A 17,726-nucleotide genomic window follows, 5' to 3' on the forward strand; every position below is an offset into this window, starting at 1 on the left:
GAATCGCATCCTTCGCCGGTGGAGCAATCATGGTCTATGGCGTTGCCATTGGCAACGCGTTGGCGGCGGCCGTCAAAGGGCCCGCATCCATCGACGATCTGGTGTCGTTGCGCGACCATGCGCGCCAGATCGTCGGCGTCCAGGGTGATCTTGTCGCTGCGCTGGCCGCTTTGGACGCTGAGATTGCGAAGCGTGGAGGCGCCAAGGCGGCGCCCGCGCCGGAGATGGAGCGCTTCGTCGCTCAGATCGATGGCGGTCCGCTCTCCGACCAGTTGAAGTCTGAGATCGAGCAAGCCATTCAGAAGGCGGTGACGGCCGAAATCGCAAAGCTCGATACGCGCGGCGACATGGTTGCGACGCCGCTGTCGCAGATCAAGGCGTTCGGAGCGGGACCTGGCTCCCACATTTACGGAGCTGTCTATCGACCGAAGCTGGATAATCCCTGAGTGCGGTCGAATGCCCGGCACACGTTCGGATCACGGCGATGTCCAGACCAAGCAAGCCGGGCGAGGCGAGAGCTAATCGAGAGGCGTTCAGGCGATGTCCGATGCAGCATCCGTGAAGCCGAAGTCGGTGCCGATGTGCCCGAGTTCGCGCTGCGCCGACGGCAACACGCTGCTCGGCATCGTCAATGCCGAGGGCCGGATCGATTTCATTCCCGAGCGCTTCGAGGTCGACGCCGCCTTCGTCGCGATCGCCCGGCAGGGACGTCCGCCGGAACAGCGCTTCCGCTTCTCGTCGCCGTGCCTCGCGCGCGGCTGCGCGAAGTGGGACGGCAAGCGCTGTGGCGTCGCCAAGATCCTGAACGAGCACGGGCTGGAGCTCTTGCCGAATGAGCGGACCGCGGCGCTGCCGCGGTGTTCGATCCGCGCGAACTGCCGTTGGCACGGCGACTACGGCGATGCGATCTGCGCGGTCTGCGCCTGGGTGGTCACGGAAAGCGGCAATCGGCTCGAACCGCCGGCTTGATGTTTGCAAGCCGAGACATCAGGGGGACGGAAATGGCCAAGGGCATTTCGCTGCATATCGGTCTCAATCGGCTGGACCCGAAGCACTATGCTGGGTGGGACGGCAAGCTGAACGCCTGTGAGAATGATGCGCGCGCGATGGAGGCGATTGCGAAGACGGCGGGCTATCGGACCGGCATTCTGCTCAGCGAGCAGGCCACGCGCGGCGCCGTGACCGACATGCTGACGATGGCCGCCCGCGACTTGAACAGCGGAGACATTCTGCTGCTGACCTATTCGGGCCACGGCAGCCAGGTTCAGGACCTCGATGGTGACGAGATCGACGCACTGGATGAGACCTGGTGCCTCTATGACGGACAGATGATCGATGATGAACTCTATCGCGTGTACGGCGCGATCGCCGATGGCGTTCGTGTTCTGATTCTCTCCGATTCCTGCCATAGCGGCACTGTGGCCAAGGTGAGCTACTACGAGATGGCGCAGGCCGCCGGCTTCGCCGGGAATTTGGATATCGCCGTGGCCGGCAGGGCCGCGACGAAAGCGATCAGCTATGCGCCCAAGTTCTTGCCGCAGGATATCGCCCTTCGTACGTATGAGCAGAACCGCGCATTTTATGAAGCCATCGGCCGGGCCGCGAAGGGCGCGCCGGGTGCGGAGTCGAGCGATGTCGCCAAGGCCAGCATCCGTCTGATCTCGGGCTGCCAGGACAATCAGGTGTCATTCGATGGCGCCATCAACAGCGTCTTCACCGCGGCGCTGCTGCTGGTCTGGGCGAACGGTCAATTCAAGGGCAACTACAACGATTTCCACCTTCAGATTCAGCGCAAGATGCTGCCGACGCAATCGCCGAACCATTACAGGACCGGCAAGGAAGATCGTGAGTACGACAGCCAGCGCCCGTTCACGATCTAGCTAGATCACCGCCGTGATCCGCGCGTGATCACCTGCCCCGCACGCGCCTTCTGGTGCGTGCCCTGCCACCAGGTCAGCGCGCCATTGACGATGACGGCCTCGATGCCGGCGGCCGGCACGCAGGGGGCATCATAGGTCGCGCTGTCCCGGACGCTGGCGGCATCGAAGATCGTGATGTCGGCATGGTTGCCGACCGCCAGCGTGCCGCGGCCCTCGATGCCGAAATTCTGCGCGGTCAGGCCGCTCATCTTCCACACCGCGGTCTCCAGCGGGAACAGCTCGAGCTCGCGGCAGTAGTAGCCGAGCACGCGCGGGAACGTGCCCCAGAGGCGCGGATGCGGCCGCTCGCCGAACGGCAGGCCGTCGGAGCCGATCATGGTCGGCGCGAAGGCGAGAATGGTCCGCACGTCGGCCTCGTCCATCGAGAAGTAGATCGCCGAGGCCGGCTGCAGCCGCTTCGCGGCTTCGAGCCGGTCGACGCCCCAGGCAGTTGCGATGTCGGCGAGATCGCGCCCGGCCATCTCCGGATGCGGCGTCGACGCGGCCACCACGACCTTGACCTGCAGCTTGGCCGGATCGGTGTGCAGCATCGTCGAGGACGCGTTGTAGGGATAGCAGTCGAGCGCGACGCATTGGCAGCTCATTGCCTTGCTGAGCAGCGGCAGCGTCTCCCGGGTGCGGCCGAAATTCGCCGGCCCCACCACCTTGTGGTGCGAGATCACGACCTGGACGTCCAGCGACTTGCCGATCGCAAAGCTCTCCTCCAGCGACTTGATCACGTCATCCGCCTCGTTGCGCATATGCGTCGCATAGACGCCGCCGCTGCCGGTGAGCGGACGGCAGACCTCGATGATCTCCTCGGTCGGCGCGGCTTCCGCCGGCGGATAGAACGTGCCGGTCGAGACGCCGATGGCGCCGGCATCGAGCGCCTCCTGCACATGGCTGCGCATCTCGGCGATCTCGGCATCGGTCGCGGCGCGGCCGAGATCGCTGACGACCGAGGCGCGCAGCGAGGTGTGGCCGGCCATCGGCGCGACGTTCACCGCGGCCGGCGCCGCGCGCAGCGCCGCGACGTACTCCGCGAACGAGGCATATTCGACGACCCGGCCGTCGCCCGGGGACAGCAGGCCGAGCGGCATCGGCCGCGGCGAGCCCGGCTTCAGCGGCGCGATGCTGACGCCGCAATTGCCGGTGACGACCGACGTCACGCCCTGCGACACCTTGCAGGTCATGCCGGGATCGACCAGCACGGCGCTGTCGTCATGGGTGTGCGCGTCGATGAAGCCCGGGGCAACGATGCGGCCGGTGGCGTCGATCTCGCGCTGCGCCTCTCCCACGACCTCGCCGATCGCGACGATGCGGCCGTCCTTGACGCCGACATCCGCCGCGAACCGCGGTGCCCGCGTGCCGTCGATCACGGTGCCGCCGCGAATGATGAGGTCGAAGGAGGTCGGTGAAGGCATGGGGTCGGTCATGAGGTCTCGCGGGGACTTTGATCGATGCTGACGCGACTATCAGTGAGCCCCGCACCCAGGTCCAGGCCGATCCGCATGAGGCATCCGCGGGGCTGGGCTGCCTGGCAGGCCGAGCGCTGCCTTGGCGTCATCACCGACTTGGCGTCATTGCCGATCTCCGTTGCGGGGCCAACTGCTCGCAGCGATGGCCATCGCGCCCGCTGCGGGCCCCGAAGGTCGCGCGGTCCATCATCGCCACAGGCGCATCGACGCCTCCCGCGGCGCGCCGGCACCCGGGGTTGATCTTGCGATACACCTCCGGCAATGCCGAGGGCGCAGGGAAGGCCGGACCTCGACTGAGGCTCGTGGCCCGCCTGCGGAAAAAAAATGCAGGCGGCAGGTACCACAGGTTCAGCCGGACAGACCCGGCCCTCCCTGCGCGATGGGTTTAACGGCTGCTCCGCGCTCTCCCCGGGGACCGGGCTTGTTTGCCCCCGTCACCTCGCGACACGTCATGTCATCAAGGCTTAGCGCCAGCGTCGGGGCGCCAGGACCACACGGCTTGACCGTCCGCAGGCTTGCCAATCGTCCAGCGCTTGAGCACCTGACAGGCCCGCGGCCACCGCTCCCCGCCTCAACGTATCGTGACGACGCGTACGCCCCTCTGCATGAGGACGGGATGCGCGGAATAGAGCATGATTTCGGAAAAAGAGCAAGCACAATTCCAGCTCGCTGGGCTTATTTCCATGCGTAGCGGCCATCAAAGCCAGGGGGAGCCCGTCCATCTCCCATCGTCATGGCCGGGCTTGTCCCGGCCATCCACGTCGGCCGGCATCCTGAGGACGACGCGGGATGCCCGGGACGGAGATCAATTCAGGGCAGCACATCCGTCAGAAGCTCACCGCCCAGACACGCCGATCCGACATCAACACCATCGTTCCGTCGCGACAGCCCCGGATGCGTCCGCCAACGCCAGCCGATCCGTCGGGCAGTCCCAGCGCCTCCGTCGTGACGACGCCGACCTCGTCCACCTCCCCAGAGCGCCGATCGAGCCGCCTGAAAACGATCCCGTGGCGTTCGAAGGCAGCGACGTAGACCGACGCGCCCTTTGCCGCGAGCGCCGCGCAGGTGCGAAGGCGCTCCGGCAAGCCGATCCGACGCACGGACGCCCGGTGCGGCGAGATGCTCCAGAGATCATCGCTCGGATAGAGCATGAACAATCCCTCGTCGCCGTCGGATACGCATCCCCTGTCAACGTCGATTGCACCGTCGCAGCCGCCAACTTCCAGCGCCTCACCGAGCCCGAATAGAACGTCTCCCCGCCGATCGATGGCTGCGACGAGTTGCCATGCGATCTCATTTCGAACAGCAGCGAAATATTGATCCTCGCCGTAGGAGACGTAGATCACGCGCTCTCCGACGATCAGATCGCGGGGGCTGTCGACCGGGACATCGTCGGCCTCATTCCTGCCGAATGATCGCAGGCGGAAATCGGCGCGATCTTTCGACGTCCAATGCCAGACCAGGACGCGATCGTCGGTCGACCATCGTACCTTGCGCACGTAGGCGCGTTCGCGTGCGTTCCACGATGCCCAGGCATCGCCGCGCACCACGAGCGAGCAGACATCATCATCGTTCACGATATAGCAGGCAGACTGGCCCTCGCTCAGGTCCGCGTCGACGATGCTACCGCTCGCTATCTCCACGACGGACTCGAGCCGAAGCAAGCCGCCCTCCGATCTTATCAACGGGTCCACCGGCGCAATTCGGTGCGCTTCATCGACCCCATACCGATCAGGCGGCACGCCGCTCGCGCCTGGCGCGCCGCGAGACCTCCCCTCACCCCGCCGGCCGCCGCTGTGCCACGATCTGGCGATACAGCTCGGCATAGCGGCCGGCGCGGTGGCGCCAGGAGACGTCGGTCAGCATCGCATTGAGCTGCATGCGGGTCCAGTTCGAGGCGTTGCTGCGGGCGGCGTAGAAGGCGGCGGCGGCGCGGCGCAGGGTCTGGTCCAGCGCCTCGGCGGTGACGGCGGCGCATTTGAATCCCGTCGCGGCGACGCCGGCCTCGGTCTCGTCGATCACGGTGTCGGCGAGGCCGCCCACCGCCGTGACGATCGGCAGCGCGCCGTAGCGCAGCGCGCAGAGCTGGGTCAGGCCGCAGGGCTCGAACCGCGACGGCACGACCAGCGCATCGCAGCCGGCCTGGATGAGATGCGCGAGGCTCTCGTCATAACCGATCATGACGCCGATCTGGCCGGGATGGCGCGCGGCCGCGGCGCGGAACGCGTCGCGCAATTCGGACTCGCCGTCGCCGAGCAGCGCCAGCTGGATGCCGCTGCCGGTCAGGGTCGGCAGGCAGGACAGCAGGAGGTCGAGCCCCTTCTGCGAGGTCAGCCGGCTGACGACGCCGAGCAGGAAGGTCTCGGGCGAGGCCTGCAGGCCCATCCGCGCCTGCAGCGCGGCCTTGTTCGGCGCGCGTGCCTCGAGCTTCTCGATGCCGAAATGCGAGACGATGGCCGGATCGCTGCCGGGATCCCACACCGTCGTATCGATGCCGTTGAGGATGCCGACGAGGTCCGAGGATCGCTGCCGCAACAGGCCGCCGAGGCCCATGCCCTGCTCGTCGCTCTGGATCTCCCGCGCATAGGTGGGCGACACCGTGGTGATCTTGTCGGCGAATTGCAGCCCCGCCTTGAGGAAGCTGATGTCGCCGTAATATTCGAGGCCGTAGATCGAGAAGGATTCCGGCGGCAGGCCGAGCGGCGGCAGGAAGTGGCGCGGAAAGCGGCCCTGGAACGCCAGATTGTGCACGGTCATGACCGTGCCGGGATGCGGCCGGTGGCTGTACAGCAGATAGGCCGGCACCAGCCCAGCCTGCCAGTCGTGCCCGTGGACGACATCGGGCACGAAGGCCGGCACCGCGCCGAGCCCGATATAGGACGCCGCGCGGGCCAGTGCCGCGAAGCGGAACGCATTGTCCGGCCAATCCTTGCCGTCGGGCCCCAGATAGGGGTTGCCCTCGCGGTCGTAGAGATGCGGCGCGTCGAGCACGAACAGGTCGAGCGCGCCATGGCTGCCGCCGAGCAGCCGGGCGTTGCCGCCGAAGAAGTTCGGCAGCGAGCTGATCTCGCTGGCCTGCTCCAGCGCCTTCATGACTGCGGGATAACCCGGGATCAGCGTGCGGACCTCGACATCCTCCGCCATCAGCGCCCACGGCAGGGCGCCGACGACATCGGCGAGGCCGCCCGTCTTGACGATGGGATAGACCTCGGAGGCAACCGACAGAACGCGCAGTGGCGTCATGAATTGAGCCCGTCGATCATCGGCTGGGTAATCAAGGTCACGCCGTTCTCCGTGGTCCTGAACCGCTTGGCGTCGAACTCCGGATCTTCGCCGACCACCAGCCCCTCCGGAATCTGCACGCCACGGTCGACCACCACGTTGGTCAGGCGCGCATGGCGCGCGACGTTGACGTAGGGCAACAGCACCGCGTTCTGCAGCTTGGCATAGGAATGCAGATGAGCACCGGTGAACAGCAGCGAGCGCTGCACCTGGGCGCCGGAGACGATGCAGCCGCCTGAGACCAGCGAGCAGGTCGCCTCGCCGCGGCGTCCGTCCGTGTCATGGACGAACTTGGCCGGCGGCGTGATCTCAGAATAGGTCCAGAGCGGCCAGGAGCGATCGTAGAGATCGAGCTCGGGCACGACGTCCGTCAGATCCAGATTGGCCGCCCAATAGGCGTCCACCGTTCCAACGTCGCGCCAGTAGCTGCCCTGATCGTGGGCGGCGCGGACACAGGAGCGCGAGAACTGGTGCGCCACGGCGCGGCCGTTCCTGACGATGTAGGGAATGATGTCGCGGCCGAAATCGTGGTTGGAATTCGGTTCCGCTGCGTCGCGCTTCAGCTCCTCGAACAGGAATTTGGCGTCGAACACGTAGATGCCCATGCTCGCGAGCGACTTGTCGGGCTTGCCCGGCATCGGCGGCGGATCGGCCGGCTTCTCGATGAAGTCGCGGATCGTGTCGTCCTCATTGATGTGCATGACGCCGAAGCCTGAGGATTCCTCGCGCGGCATCTCCAGGCAGCCGACGGTGACGTCGGCGCGCTGGTCGACATGCTGCTGCAGCATCAGCTCGTAGTCCATCTTGTAGATGTGGTCGCCGGCCAGCACGACGATGTATTTCGTGTTGTAGGTCTCGAGAATGTCGATGTTCTGGTACACGGCGTCGGCCGTGCCGACGTACCACATCGTCTCGGAGACGCGCTGGCTCGCCGGCAGGATGTCGAAGCTCTCGTTGCGCTCGGGGCGGAAGAAGTTCCAGCCCATCTGCAGATGGCGGATCAGGCTGTGCGCCTTGTACTGTGTCGCCACGGCGATGCGCCGGATGCCGGAATTGACGGCGTTCGACAGCGCGAAATCGATGATGCGCGACTTGCCGCCGAAATAGACGGCGGGCTTGGCGCGCCGGTCGGTCAGCTCCAGCAGCCGGCTGCCGCGTCCGCCAGCCAACACGAAGGCCAGCGCGTGACGGGACAGCGGCTCGGTCCGTGCGGCGGGTGCCATGGTTCTCCTCCCTGCAACTCTTTGTCGCATCAAGATTTCCGCGGCCCGGGCAGAGGAGTCTCGCGATCGCGCTTCCTCGTCCGGTACTCACATATGACGGGGGAACAGCCAACCAGTTCCCAATGACGAGTGCAATGGGGAGCTTCAGCCCAGGCGATCCCAGGTTGCAGCCACGTCGTCCCAGCGCGGCGGGTCGGCGCCCTCGCGGGTGCAGGTGACGGCCGCACAGGCTGCGGCAAAGGCGAGCGCCTTGCGCATTTCGGTCTGGCTCAATCCTCTCAGGGCCTCCCGGTCAATGCGGCCGAGCTTGCGCAGCGCGAACAACAGCCCCGCCTGGAAGGAGTCGCCGGCGCCGATCGTATCGACCACCTCGATCGCGGGGACCGCGACCTCGACCGCGCCGGCCTGCGCATGCCAGCCGAGCGCCCCCTTGGGACCCCGCGTGACGACGATCAGGCTGGCGCCGCGCGCCAGCAGCGCGTCCGCCCGCGCAGTGTAGTCATCGTGGCCATGCAGATAGTCGAAATCGACATCCGACATCTTGATCAGGTCGGCGCTCGCGGCGAACCCATCCATCTCAGCGCGGTAGCCAGCCTTATCAGTCACCAGATTCGGACGGCAGTTCGGGTCGAAGGAGATCGTCACCGCGCCCTGCGTGGCGGCGATCAGCGCACGAGTCTCCGCGGCACCGAGATCGTGGATCAACGTGGTCGATCCGACATGGATGGCGTCGATGTCTGCAAAGGCAATACTGCCCGGCCGGAACGTCCACTTCCGCGCGGCGGTCTCGGCGTCGTAGAAGGCATACTGCGCCTCGCTGCCGACATGGCGCACGAAAGCGAGCGTGGTCTGGTCCGGGCTGCGCGCGGCGTAGCCGAGGTCGACGTGCGAGCCTTGGGCATGCGCCGCGATCATGGTGCCGAACAGGTCGGTCGAGATGCCACCGACGAAGCCCGTGGGCGCGCCGAGCCGCGCCACGCCGACGGCGACGTTCAGGCAGGAGCCGCCGACCACTGGCCGCAAGGCATCGCGCCCGTCGGCCAATCTGGCCGGGACGAAATCGATCAACGCGTCGCCGCAGCTCAGGATCATCAGCGTGCCTCCTCATCGGCACCATGCATCACGGAACGGCTCTCGCGATCAAGCGCTCGCAGCAAGCCGTGGATGCGCCGCTTGCGGCGATGGAAGGCCGCGATGTTCGGATCGGTCGGGTCGCTGAGACGCCCGAGCGAGGACATCGAGGCCATCGTATCGCCGATCGAGCGGAAAGCGCCGCTGGCGACCGCGCCGAGCATGGCCGCACCGAGCAGCACCGGCTCCTGGGTGCCCGGCAGCGCCACCGTCAATCCCGTCGTATCGGCCATGATCTGGCGTACCAGCGGGCTGCGTGAGGCGCCACCCGCCATGACCAGCGTCCGGCTGGTAACGCCGTTGGCGGCGAAGGCATCGATGACGTCGGCAAGGCCATAGGCGAGCCCGCACAACCCGGCCATGAACAGCCGCTCCATCGCGGAGACATCGGCATCGAGATCAAGGCCGGCAATGACGGCGCGCGAGTCCGGATCGGCATAGGGCGAGCGGTTGCCGAGAAATTCCGGGAGAATGTGAAGATCTCGCGCCAGCAGCGCCGCGCTGCCGGCATTCGGCACCCGCGCCATGATCCGTTTTTCGAGCAGGGTGATCAGGTCGAGCCCTTCCGCGCGCGCCGCAGCGGTCGCCTCGGCCGCGGCCGGGTGCGAGCGCAGCAGATGATCGATCGCCGCCCCCGCGGCAGACTGGCCACCCTCGTTGAGCCAGAACCCAGGCACCATGCCCTGATAATACGGTCCCCACACGCCGGACACGAAGGACGGCACCCGCGTCGTCGCCATGATGCAGGCCGAAGTCCCCATGATGTAGGCGAGCCGGTCGCAGACATCGACCTCCCCGCCGTCAGCCGCGCGGCCACCGATGGCGCCGATGCCGCCGGCATGGGCATCGATCAGCGCGGCTCCGACCGGCGTACCCGCGACGAGCCCGAGTTGTTCGGCCGCGTCCTGCGACAGCCCACGGCCGAGCGGCGTACCGGGCGCGACGATCTCGGTGCCGATCCGCGCGTAATCCTCGCGGACGAAATCCTCCAGCCCGATACGGCGAAAAAAGGCCGCGCTCCAGCACGTCTCGTGCGCCAGATAATTCCATTTACAGGTGACCGTGCACATCGAGCGTGCCAGAGAGCCTGACGCACGCCAGGTGAGGAAGTCGGCGAGATCGAAGAAATGGCCGGCCGCATCGAAACTCTTGCGCAGATGCCGCTTCAGCCACAGCAGCTTCGGCATCTCCATCTCCGGCGAGATCGAGCCGCCGACATAGCGCAGCACCTCGTCTTGGGTCGCATTGATGTCGCGGGCCTCGGCCAGAGCGCGATGATCCATCCACACGATGACATTGCGGCTGGCGTCGCCGGAGCCGCTGACGGTGACCGGCGCGCCCTGGCGGTCCAGCACCACCAGCGAGCAGGTGGCATCGAAGCCGATCCCCTTGATCAGCTCCGGCGCGATCGCGGCTTCCGCTAGCGCGGCTTTGACCGACGCGCAGCACGCACGCCAGATGTCGTCGGACGACTGCTCGACGACATCGCCGGCCTCGTGCCAAGTCTGGATCGGATGCCGCGCCGCGGCAAGCAGCCGGCCGTTGCCGTCAAAAATCCCGGCGCGCGTGCTGGTTGTGCCGACATCGACACCGATGAACGCCTGCCGCATGTTTCGCTCCCGTCAATTTTGACGCGAGCTTACCAGCAAGTGTAGCCGCCATCGACAACGACGACGCTGCCGGTCATCAAACTTGCGGCTTCCGAGGCCAGGAACAGCACCACCGAGGCGATCTCCTCGACCTGCCCCATCCGTGCCATCGGGGTTCCACCGATCCAGGCGTCGTACATGCGCGGATTGCTCTTCACGAAGGCGTTCAGCGGCGTCTCGATATAGGTCGGCGCGACCGCGTTGACGCGGATGCCCCGCGCGCCCCATTCGGCCGCCAGCGACTTGGTCAGATGGTGCACCGCAGCCTTGGACGCGTTGTAGAAGCACTGCTCCTGCGGCTTGTTGACGATGAAGCCGGACATCGAGCCGATGTTGACGATGGCGCCACTGTTGGCCGCCAGCATGTGCTTGCCGAAGGCGCGGCAGCACCAGAAGGTGCCGTTGAGATTGACGTCCAGCACGTTCAGCCAGTGCTCGTCGGTGACGGTCTCGGCCGGCGTCTCGCTGCGCGCGATGCCGGCATTGTTGACGAGGATGTCGATGCCGCCGTAGCGCGCGACCAGATCGTCGGCCACCTCGTTGACCTGAGCCGAGTTGGTGACGTCCATCAGCGCGGTCTCGGTGTCATAGCCCTTGGCCTTCATCGCCGCCTGCCCGTCCGCCGCCGCCTTGGCGTCGCGATCGGCGATCACGACATGCGCGCCCGCCTCCGCCAGCGCCTCGACGCAAGCCAGGCCAATGCCCTGCCCGCCGCCGGTGACCAACGCGGTCTTGCCGTTCAGTTTGAATTTTTCGAGATACATCGTCGTGGTCCGTTGTTGTCGTTGACGCCCGGAGGGGACGTCACCTCTCATGCGAAGATCGAATTGCCGCTCTCGTCGAAGCGGTAGATGCGGCTGGGCTCGGGCCGCAGCGTCACAGTGTCGCCGGCACCGAGTCGTTTCTCGCCGACGACGCGCACGGTGAGCGTCCCGAGCGCGCCGGCATCGACGTAGAGAAAGGTGTCGCTGCCGAGATGCTCGGCGATCACCACCTTGCCGGGCCAGCCCTCGCCGCCGTCGTCGACGACCGCGACATGCTCGGGCCGCACGCCGATGGTGGTCGCATGGTGTTTGTCCGCTTCCGCGCCGGTGATGAGGTTCATCTTCGGCGAGCCGATGAAGCTGGCGACGAACAGATTGGCGGGGCGCTGATAGAGCTCGATCGGCGAGCCATATTGCTCGATGCGGCCGGCGTTCAGCACCACGATCTTGTCGGCCATGGTCATGGCCTCGACCTGGTCGTGCGTCACGTAGATCGCGGTGGTGCCGAGCTGCTTCTGCAGCCGCGTCACCTCGAGCCGCATCTGCACGCGCAGCGCGGCATCGAGATTGGACAGCGGTTCGTCGAACAGGAACGCCTTGGGCTCGCGCACGATGGCGCGGCCGATCGCGACACGCTGGCGCTGGCCGCCGGACAGCTCGCGCGGCTTTCGATCGAGATAGGGCGTGAGGTTCAAGGTGGCCGCGGCCGCCTCGACCTTCTGGTTGATCTCGGCCTTGGGCAGCCCGGCCATCTTCAGGCCGAAGGCGATGTTGCCGCGCACGCTCATATGCGGATACAGCGCGTAGGACTGGAACACCATCGACAGCCCGCGCTTGGCCGGCGGCACATCGACGACATTGTTGCCGTCGATCAGGATCCGTCCGCCGGAGACGTCCTCGAGCCCCGCGATCAGCCGCAGCAGCGTGGTCTTGCCGCAACCGGAGGGGCCGACGAACACCACGAAGGCGCCGTCGGGAATGTCGAGATCGGCGCCCTTGATGATGTGGACCGGCCCGAACGATTTCTGCACACCTTCCAGCGTGATCCGTCCCATGGTCAGCCCTTTCGTTACTTCACTGCGCCGAAGGTCAGCCCGCGCACGAGCTGCTTCTGGCTGAACCAGCCGATGATCAGGATCGGCGCGATCGCGAGCGTGGACGCCGCCGACAGCCGCGCCCAGAACAGGCCTTCCGGGCTCGAATAGGACGCGATGAAGGTCGTCAGCGGCGCCGCATTCAATGTCGACAGGTTCAAGGTCCAGAACGCCTCGTTCCACGCCAGGATCAGGTTGAGCAGCAGGGTCGAGGCCAGCCCCGGGATCGCCATCGGCGTCAGCACGTAGATCAGCTCGCGCCCGATCGTGGCGCCGTCCATCCGCGCCGCCTCGAGGATGTCCTTCGGGATCTCCTTGAAGTAGGTGAACAGCATCCAGATCACGATCGGCAGGTTGCCGAGGCACAGGATGAAGATCAGCCCGGTGCGGGTGTCGAGCAGACCGAAATTCTTGTAGATGAGATAGATCGGCACGAGCACGCCGACCGGCGGCATCATCTTGGTCGAGAGCATCCAGAGCAGGATATCCTTGGTGCGCTTGGTCGGCGCAAACGCCATCGACCACGCCGCAGGGATCGCGATCAGCATCGCGATCAGGGTCGAACCGCCGGCGATGATCAGCGAGTTCAGCGCGTGGTGCAGATAGTCGCTGCGCTCCTGCACGGTGACGTAGTTCTCGGTGGTCCAGTGGAAGAACAGGAACGACGGCGGCGTCGCGAACGCCTCCAGCTCGGTCTTGAAGCTCGCCAGCACCATCCACAGGATCGGGAAGAAGATCACGAAGCCGGCCAGCCACGCGGCCACGGTCGAGATCGCGACATGACGTCCGGTGACCTTGCGCGCCATGGTCAGGCCTCCAGATTGCGGCCGACGATGCGGACCAGGAAGAAGGCGACGATGTTGGCGATGACCACCGCTACGAGGCCGCCGGCCGAGGCGGTGCCGACGTCGAACTGGATCAGCGCCTGAGAATAGACCAGGAAGGCGATGTTGGTGGTCTGCAACCCCGGCCCGCCGCCGGTGGTGACGAAGATCTCGGCGAACACCGTGAGCAGGAAGATGGTCTCGATCAGGATCACCACCGTGATCGGGCGTGCCAGATGCGGCACGGTCAGATAGATGAAGCGCGACAGCGCGCCGGCGCCATCCATCTCGGCGGCTTCCTTCTGCTCCTCGTCGAGCGACTGCAGCGCGGTCAGCAGGATCAGGGTCGCGAACGGCAGCCACTGCCAGGCGACGATGAAGATGACCGCGAGCAGCGGCGCGTCGGTGAACCAGTCGATCGGCGTCAGCCCCAGCGAGGTCGCGATCCAGGCAAACAGGCCGGACACCGGATGCATCAGCAGGTTCTTCCACACCAGCGCGCTCACCGTCGGCATCACGAAGAACGGCGCGATCACCATCAGGCGGATGATGTTGCGGCCAATCACGGGCTGGTCGAGCAGGATCGCGAGGGGAATGCCGAGACCGATGGTCAGCAGCAGCACCGAGCCGACCAGCACCAGCGTATTCTGCAGCGAGGCGAGGAAGGCGGGATCGGTGAGGAAGTAGGTGAAGTTCTCGAAGCCGACGAAGCTCTCCGAGCCGGGATCGAGCAGGCTGTAATGCAGGGTCGAGAAGTAGATCGTCAGCGCCAGCGGCACGATCATCCAGATGAACAGCAGGATGACCGCCGGCGACATCAGCGCGCGGGCGAGGAGTTGCGTCTGCCTGGTGGCCATTGCCGCTGTCCATTTGCTCGATGAACACTGCCGTCATTGCGAGCGAAGCGAAGCAATCCACAATCACGGGGGACTCTGGATTGCTTCGTCGCCTTCGGCTCCTCGCAATGACCACGCCGCCGTGAGAATAAAAGCCTCGGGCACGGTGCACCTCGCCCCGCAAGCGGGGAGAGGTCGGATTGCATCGCCAGATGCAATCCGGGTGAGGGGGACTCTCCGCGAGCGCGGTATTCGTGGAGAGTCCCCCTCACCCCAACCCTCGCCCCGCAAGCGGGGAGAGGGAGCGCACCGTCGTCCGGGCAAGAGCTCGAACAACGTTGGAGAGAAAATGCGGCCATCCCTGTGGGGAGGGATGGCCGCCAGTGATCAGCTCGGGAGGAGTTTCGTGTCGAGCTGATAACTTTGCGCGCCTATTTGATGTAGCCGGCGCGCTTCATCTCGCGTTCGGTGGAGGACTGTGCCGCCGCGAGCGCCGCATCGACGGTCATCGAGCCGGCGAGTGCCGCCGAGAACTGCTGCCCCACCGCGGTGCCGATGCCCTGGAATTCAGGAATCGCGGCGTATTGCACGCCGACGTAAGGCACCGGCTTGACCGTCGGCTTGTTCGGATCGGCGGCATCGATCGAGGCCAGGGTCAGCTTGGCGAACGGCGCGACCTTCAGGTACTCCTCGTTCTTGTAGAGCGAGGTGCGCGTGCCCGGCGGCACGTTGGCCCAGCCATCCTTCGATGCGACGAGCTTCAGATAGTCCTTGCTGGTCGCCCAGGCGATGAACTTCTCCGCCGCCTCGACCTTCTGCGAGCCGGCGGGCACCGCGAGGCTCCACGCCCACAGCCAGTTGGCGTTCTTGCCGAGGCCGGTATTCGGCGCCAGCGCGAAGCCGACCTTGTCGGCGACCTTGGAGTCCTTCGGGTTGGTCACGAACGAGGCCGCCACGGTCGCGTCGATCCACATCGCGCATTTGCCGGAGTTGAACAGCGCGAGGTTCTCGTTGAAGCCGTTCGAACTGGCGCCGGGAGGGCCCGCCTCCTTCATCAGATCGACGTAGGTCGTCAGCGTCTTCTTCCATTCCGGCGTGTTGAACTGGGGCTGCCATTTCTCGTCGAACCAGCGCGCGCCGAACGAATTCGACATCGCGGTCAGGAACGCCATGTTCTCGCCCCAGCCGGCCTTGCCGCGCAGGCAGATGCCGTACACGCCGGCCTGCTTGTCGGTGAGCTTCTTGGCGGCATCGACGACGAAGTCCCAGGTCGGGCTCTCCGGCATCTTCAGCCCGGCCTTGTCGAACAGGTCGGTGCGGTACATCACGAACGAGCTCTCGCCGTAGAACGGCGCTGCATAGAGCTTGCCGTCGACCGACACGGCGTCCTTGATCTTGGGCAGGATGTCGCCCGCGTCATAGTCGGCGCCGAGCTTGTCGAGCGGCACCAGCCAGTTCTTCTTGGCCCAGATCGGCACCTCATAGGTGCCGATGGTGAGGATGTCGAACTGGCCGCCCTTGGTGGCGATGTCCGTCGTCACGCGCTGGCGCAGCACGTTCTCTTCCAGCGTCACCCATTTCACGGAGATGTCGGGATTGGCCTTGGTGAACTCGCTGGTGAGGCCCTGCATCCGGATCATGTCACCGTTGTTGACGGTGGCGATCGTCAGGCTCGTCTCCGCCAGTGCGGGCGCATGTGTCAGCAGCGTGGCGGCGCCCAGCAGGGCGGCAAGCGTGCTCGTCCGAGTGAAGATGGTCTTCACGGTCTCCTCCCATTCCCGCGGTTATTGAATATATGCTCACGGGCTGGGCTGATGTTCACAACACTGATCGGGCTTTGTCAAGCATGCGCCGGCGCCCACAGGTTGTGCGGCGCCACAGGGATCCGACCTTTGATAGAACAATGCGCAGCAGCACCGCGGGCATTCACGCCAGGATGGCGCGCGCCGTGGCCTCGTCGGTAATCAGGCCGTTGATGAGCCGCCCGGTCAGCGCGGCGCGGATGGCCGGGATCTTCGCCGGTCCCAGCGCCGCCGCGATCGTCATCGCGCGGGCCGGCACCTCGGGCGGAATGCTGGTGAGTCTGCGGTTGGTGCCGCCGGCGATCACCCTGCCGTTGGCGTCATAGGCCCACCCGGTGATCTCGCCGATGGCCCCGAGCCGCATCATCTCGGTGAGCTCGTCCCGGGTCACGAAGCCGTCGACATGCATCTGCGCCTTCTGGTCCATCTGGCCGATGCCGACCAGCTTGAGGTCGGCCTTGTCGGCGACCGCCTTGACCTTGGCGATGGCATCGAGCCGGACCATGCGGTCGCGCTCGTCCTCGGTGCCCATCAGGAACGGCAGCGGCATCGGATAATGCCGCGCGCCGGTGCGGTCGGCGAGCCGGCCGACGGTGTCGAAGAAGCTGGCGGAGCCGTCGGCCAGGATGTTGCCGACCAGCGAGACGATCTGGTGCTCGGGCCGGTCGACCGGCGAGACGCGCTCGACCGCGGCGCGCACCGCCCGGCCCGTGCCGAGCGCGATGATGACCGGCGTCTCGGCGCGCAGCGTCGTCTCCAGCAGGTTGGCGCAGCGTTCGGCGATCCCCGCTGCGCCGGCCGGCGCGGCCGGATCGGTCGGGACCACCTCGCAGTGCACCAGCGCGAAGCGCTCCTTGAGCTGCGCGGCCAGCGCCATGCACGAGGCGATCGGATGCTCGAGCCGGAACGTGATCAGCCGCTCGGCAAGGCACAGCGACACCAGCCGCTGCGCCGAGGCGCGCGACACCTGCAGCATCCGGGCGATCTCGTCCTGGGTATGGCCGGCGATGAAGTACAGCCAGCCGGCGCGAGCGGCATCGTCGAGCCGTGATTTGTCGCTGTCGCCCGCCATGACGCCGAGCCGGCCTCCCTTTCAGAACATGTCTTCCCGGCCGAGCGCGGCCCGACGCTGATCGGCCTGCACTATGCCACGGCGCTCACGGCGCCGGGAACCGAGGCCCGCCACCATCCCCAGGAGGAAGGCGGCAGGGTCGTCCAGACCAGATCATATGCTCTGATCGTGGGCAATAGCCCAATCTCAGCAGGTTGCGCCCAGCGTCGCGGACCCTCGCTCGGCGCACGACGGCTGCGCATCCCCGAGGGATGCGGCGGCTCGGCCAGCCGCTTAGCTCGCAGGCATGGCCCTCCCCTCTCTCGTCCGCCCCCGCCGCGCCGCTCCGGTGTTCGTCTGCCGCAAATGCCTGAAGCGCAGCGATGACCCCAAAGCATTGAACAAGGCCTTGAAGAAGGCCATCAGGCACGCGCTGGAATCCCACGACAGCCCCGGCAGCCGCGCAGGCGAGAAGCCCGCCCGCGTCATCGCGACGAGCTGCTTCGGCCTCTGCCCGAAGCGGGCGGTCGTGGTCACCGGCGGCGTCCACGCGGCACGCGGCGAATATGTGCTCGTCTCCGCAGCCGGGGATGTGCCCACCGCCCTGGACCGGCCGCGTTGAGTTCGTGATGGTGAACAAAACCTTGAGCCGGACGCTCGAGTCTCATCGGCG

At 66.3% G+C, this 17,726-nt stretch carries 16 protein-coding genes; 4 read left to right on the plus strand and 12 right to left on the minus strand.

Annotated elements, in window-relative coordinates; translation table 11 throughout:
* The first annotated feature begins 59 nt into the window (after positions 1 to 59).
* The 3 genes from QW861_RS20605 to QW861_RS20615 all read left to right on the plus strand — a co-directional run bounded on the left by QW861_RS20605 (position 60) and on the right by QW861_RS20615 (position 1,880).
* Positions 60 to 446 carry a hypothetical protein gene (locus tag QW861_RS20605; protein ID WP_316193442.1) on the plus strand — a complete coding sequence of 129 codons (387 nt, stop codon included), beginning with the start codon at positions 60 to 62 and terminating at the stop codon, positions 444 to 446.
* Between the two features lie 94 nt (positions 447 to 540).
* Positions 541 to 969, plus strand: coding sequence for a hypothetical protein (locus tag QW861_RS20610; protein WP_316172617.1), 429 nt, complete (start codon positions 541 to 543; stop codon positions 967 to 969).
* On the plus strand, positions 858 to 1,880 hold the full coding sequence (locus tag QW861_RS20615) for a caspase family protein (RefSeq protein WP_316172616.1): 1,023 nt from the start codon (positions 858 to 860) through the stop codon (positions 1,878 to 1,880). Before QW861_RS20610 ends, QW861_RS20615 begins: the two co-directional genes overlap by 112 nt.
* Before the next feature lie 5 nt (positions 1,881 to 1,885).
* On the opposite strand, the gene QW861_RS20620 is transcribed toward QW861_RS20615, so the two are convergent.
* The 12 genes from QW861_RS20620 to QW861_RS20675 form a co-directional block, all read right to left on the minus strand.
* Positions 1,886 to 3,355 carry a D-aminoacylase gene (locus QW861_RS20620; protein ID WP_315751386.1) on the minus strand — a complete coding sequence of 490 codons (1,470 nt, stop codon included), beginning with the start codon at positions 3,353 to 3,355 and terminating at the stop codon, positions 1,886 to 1,888.
* Between the two features lie 869 nt (positions 3,356 to 4,224).
* Entirely contained in the window at positions 4,225 to 5,061 is an 837-nt protein-coding gene (locus QW861_RS20625; protein ID WP_315751384.1) for a hypothetical protein, read from the minus strand.
* A gap of 112 nt (positions 5,062 to 5,173) precedes the next feature.
* On the minus strand, positions 5,174 to 6,640 hold the full coding sequence (gene glgA, locus QW861_RS20630) for a glycogen synthase GlgA (RefSeq protein ID WP_315751382.1): 1,467 nt from the start codon (positions 6,638 to 6,640) through the stop codon (positions 5,174 to 5,176).
* Entirely contained in the window at positions 6,637 to 7,902 is a 1,266-nt protein-coding gene (glgC, locus tag QW861_RS20635) for a glucose-1-phosphate adenylyltransferase (RefSeq protein ID WP_315751380.1), read from the minus strand. The genes glgA and glgC overlap by 4 nt, the downstream gene beginning before the upstream one ends.
* A 144-nt stretch (positions 7,903 to 8,046) precedes the next feature.
* Entirely contained in the window at positions 8,047 to 8,994 is a 948-nt protein-coding gene (locus tag QW861_RS20640) for a carbohydrate kinase (protein ID WP_315751378.1), read from the minus strand.
* A complete protein-coding gene (locus tag QW861_RS20645; protein ID WP_315751376.1) occupies positions 8,994 to 10,643 on the minus strand; it encodes an FGGY-family carbohydrate kinase in 1,650 nt (549 codons plus the stop codon). The genes QW861_RS20640 and QW861_RS20645 overlap by 1 nt, the downstream gene beginning before the upstream one ends.
* 29 nt (positions 10,644 to 10,672) lie before the next feature.
* On the minus strand, positions 10,673 to 11,446 hold the full coding sequence (locus QW861_RS20650) for an SDR family NAD(P)-dependent oxidoreductase (protein WP_315716337.1): 774 nt from the start codon (positions 11,444 to 11,446) through the stop codon (positions 10,673 to 10,675).
* Positions 11,447 to 11,493: 47 nt separating this feature from the next.
* The gene (locus tag QW861_RS20655; protein ID WP_315716338.1) at positions 11,494 to 12,501 is read right to left on the minus strand and encodes an ABC transporter ATP-binding protein; all 1,008 of its coding nucleotides are present in this window, start codon (positions 12,499 to 12,501) and stop codon (positions 11,494 to 11,496) included.
* A 14-nt stretch (positions 12,502 to 12,515) separates the two neighbouring features.
* Entirely contained in the window at positions 12,516 to 13,346 is an 831-nt protein-coding gene (locus tag QW861_RS20660) for a carbohydrate ABC transporter permease (RefSeq protein WP_315751374.1), read from the minus strand.
* Between the two features lie 2 nt (positions 13,347 to 13,348).
* Positions 13,349 to 14,221: a sugar ABC transporter permease gene (locus QW861_RS20665; protein ID WP_315751372.1), complete on the minus strand. Its 873-nt coding sequence runs from the start codon at positions 14,219 to 14,221 to the stop codon at positions 13,349 to 13,351.
* A gap of 410 nt (positions 14,222 to 14,631) precedes the next feature.
* Complete coding sequence (locus QW861_RS20670; protein WP_315751370.1) at positions 14,632 to 15,963, minus strand: sugar ABC transporter substrate-binding protein; 1,332 nt, start codon at positions 15,961 to 15,963, stop codon at positions 14,632 to 14,634.
* Positions 15,964 to 16,126: 163 nt separating this feature from the next.
* On the minus strand, positions 16,127 to 17,074 hold the full coding sequence (locus tag QW861_RS20675) for a sugar-binding transcriptional regulator (RefSeq protein ID WP_315716342.1): 948 nt from the start codon (positions 17,072 to 17,074) through the stop codon (positions 16,127 to 16,129).
* Positions 17,075 to 17,360: 286 nt separating this feature from the next.
* Between QW861_RS20675 and QW861_RS20680 the strand changes: the two genes are divergently transcribed.
* The gene (locus QW861_RS20680) at positions 17,361 to 17,675 is read left to right on the plus strand and encodes a hypothetical protein (RefSeq protein WP_315751368.1); all 315 of its coding nucleotides are present in this window, start codon (positions 17,361 to 17,363) and stop codon (positions 17,673 to 17,675) included.
* Positions 17,676 to 17,726: the final 51 nt, after the last annotated feature.

Origin of the sequence: Bradyrhizobium sp. SZCCHNRI1029 (assembly GCF_032487555.1) — a bacterium.
GTDB lineage: Bacteria > Pseudomonadota > Alphaproteobacteria > Rhizobiales > Xanthobacteraceae > Bradyrhizobium.

Coding starts and splice junctions, on each gene's coding strand:
- glgA (WP_315751382.1), bottom strand. CDS start 6,640: ATGACGCCACTGCGCGTTCTGTCGGTTGCCTCCGAGGTCTATCCCATC.
- QW861_RS20610 (WP_316172617.1), top strand. CDS start 541: ATGTCCGATGCAGCATCCGTGAAGCCGAAGTCGGTGCCGATGTGCCCG.
- QW861_RS20645 (WP_315751376.1), bottom strand. CDS start 10,643: ATGCGGCAGGCGTTCATCGGTGTCGATGTCGGCACAACCAGCACGCGC.
- QW861_RS20650 (WP_315716337.1), bottom strand. CDS start 11,446: ATGTATCTCGAAAAATTCAAACTGAACGGCAAGACCGCGTTGGTCACC.
- QW861_RS20655 (WP_315716338.1), bottom strand. CDS start 12,501: ATGGGACGGATCACGCTGGAAGGTGTGCAGAAATCGTTCGGGCCGGTC.
- glgC (WP_315751380.1), bottom strand. CDS start 7,902: ATGGCACCCGCCGCACGGACCGAGCCGCTGTCCCGTCACGCGCTGGCC.
- QW861_RS20665 (WP_315751372.1), bottom strand. CDS start 14,221: ATGGCCACCAGGCAGACGCAACTCCTCGCCCGCGCGCTGATGTCGCCG.
- QW861_RS20620 (WP_315751386.1), bottom strand. CDS start 3,355: ATGACCGACCCCATGCCTTCACCGACCTCCTTCGACCTCATCATTCGC.
- QW861_RS20680 (WP_315751368.1), top strand. CDS start 17,361: ATGGCCCTCCCCTCTCTCGTCCGCCCCCGCCGCGCCGCTCCGGTGTTC.
- QW861_RS20640 (WP_315751378.1), bottom strand. CDS start 8,994: ATGATCCTGAGCTGCGGCGACGCGTTGATCGATTTCGTCCCGGCCAGA.
- QW861_RS20660 (WP_315751374.1), bottom strand. CDS start 13,346: ATGGCGCGCAAGGTCACCGGACGTCATGTCGCGATCTCGACCGTGGCC.
- QW861_RS20675 (WP_315716342.1), bottom strand. CDS start 17,074: ATGGCGGGCGACAGCGACAAATCACGGCTCGACGATGCCGCTCGCGCC.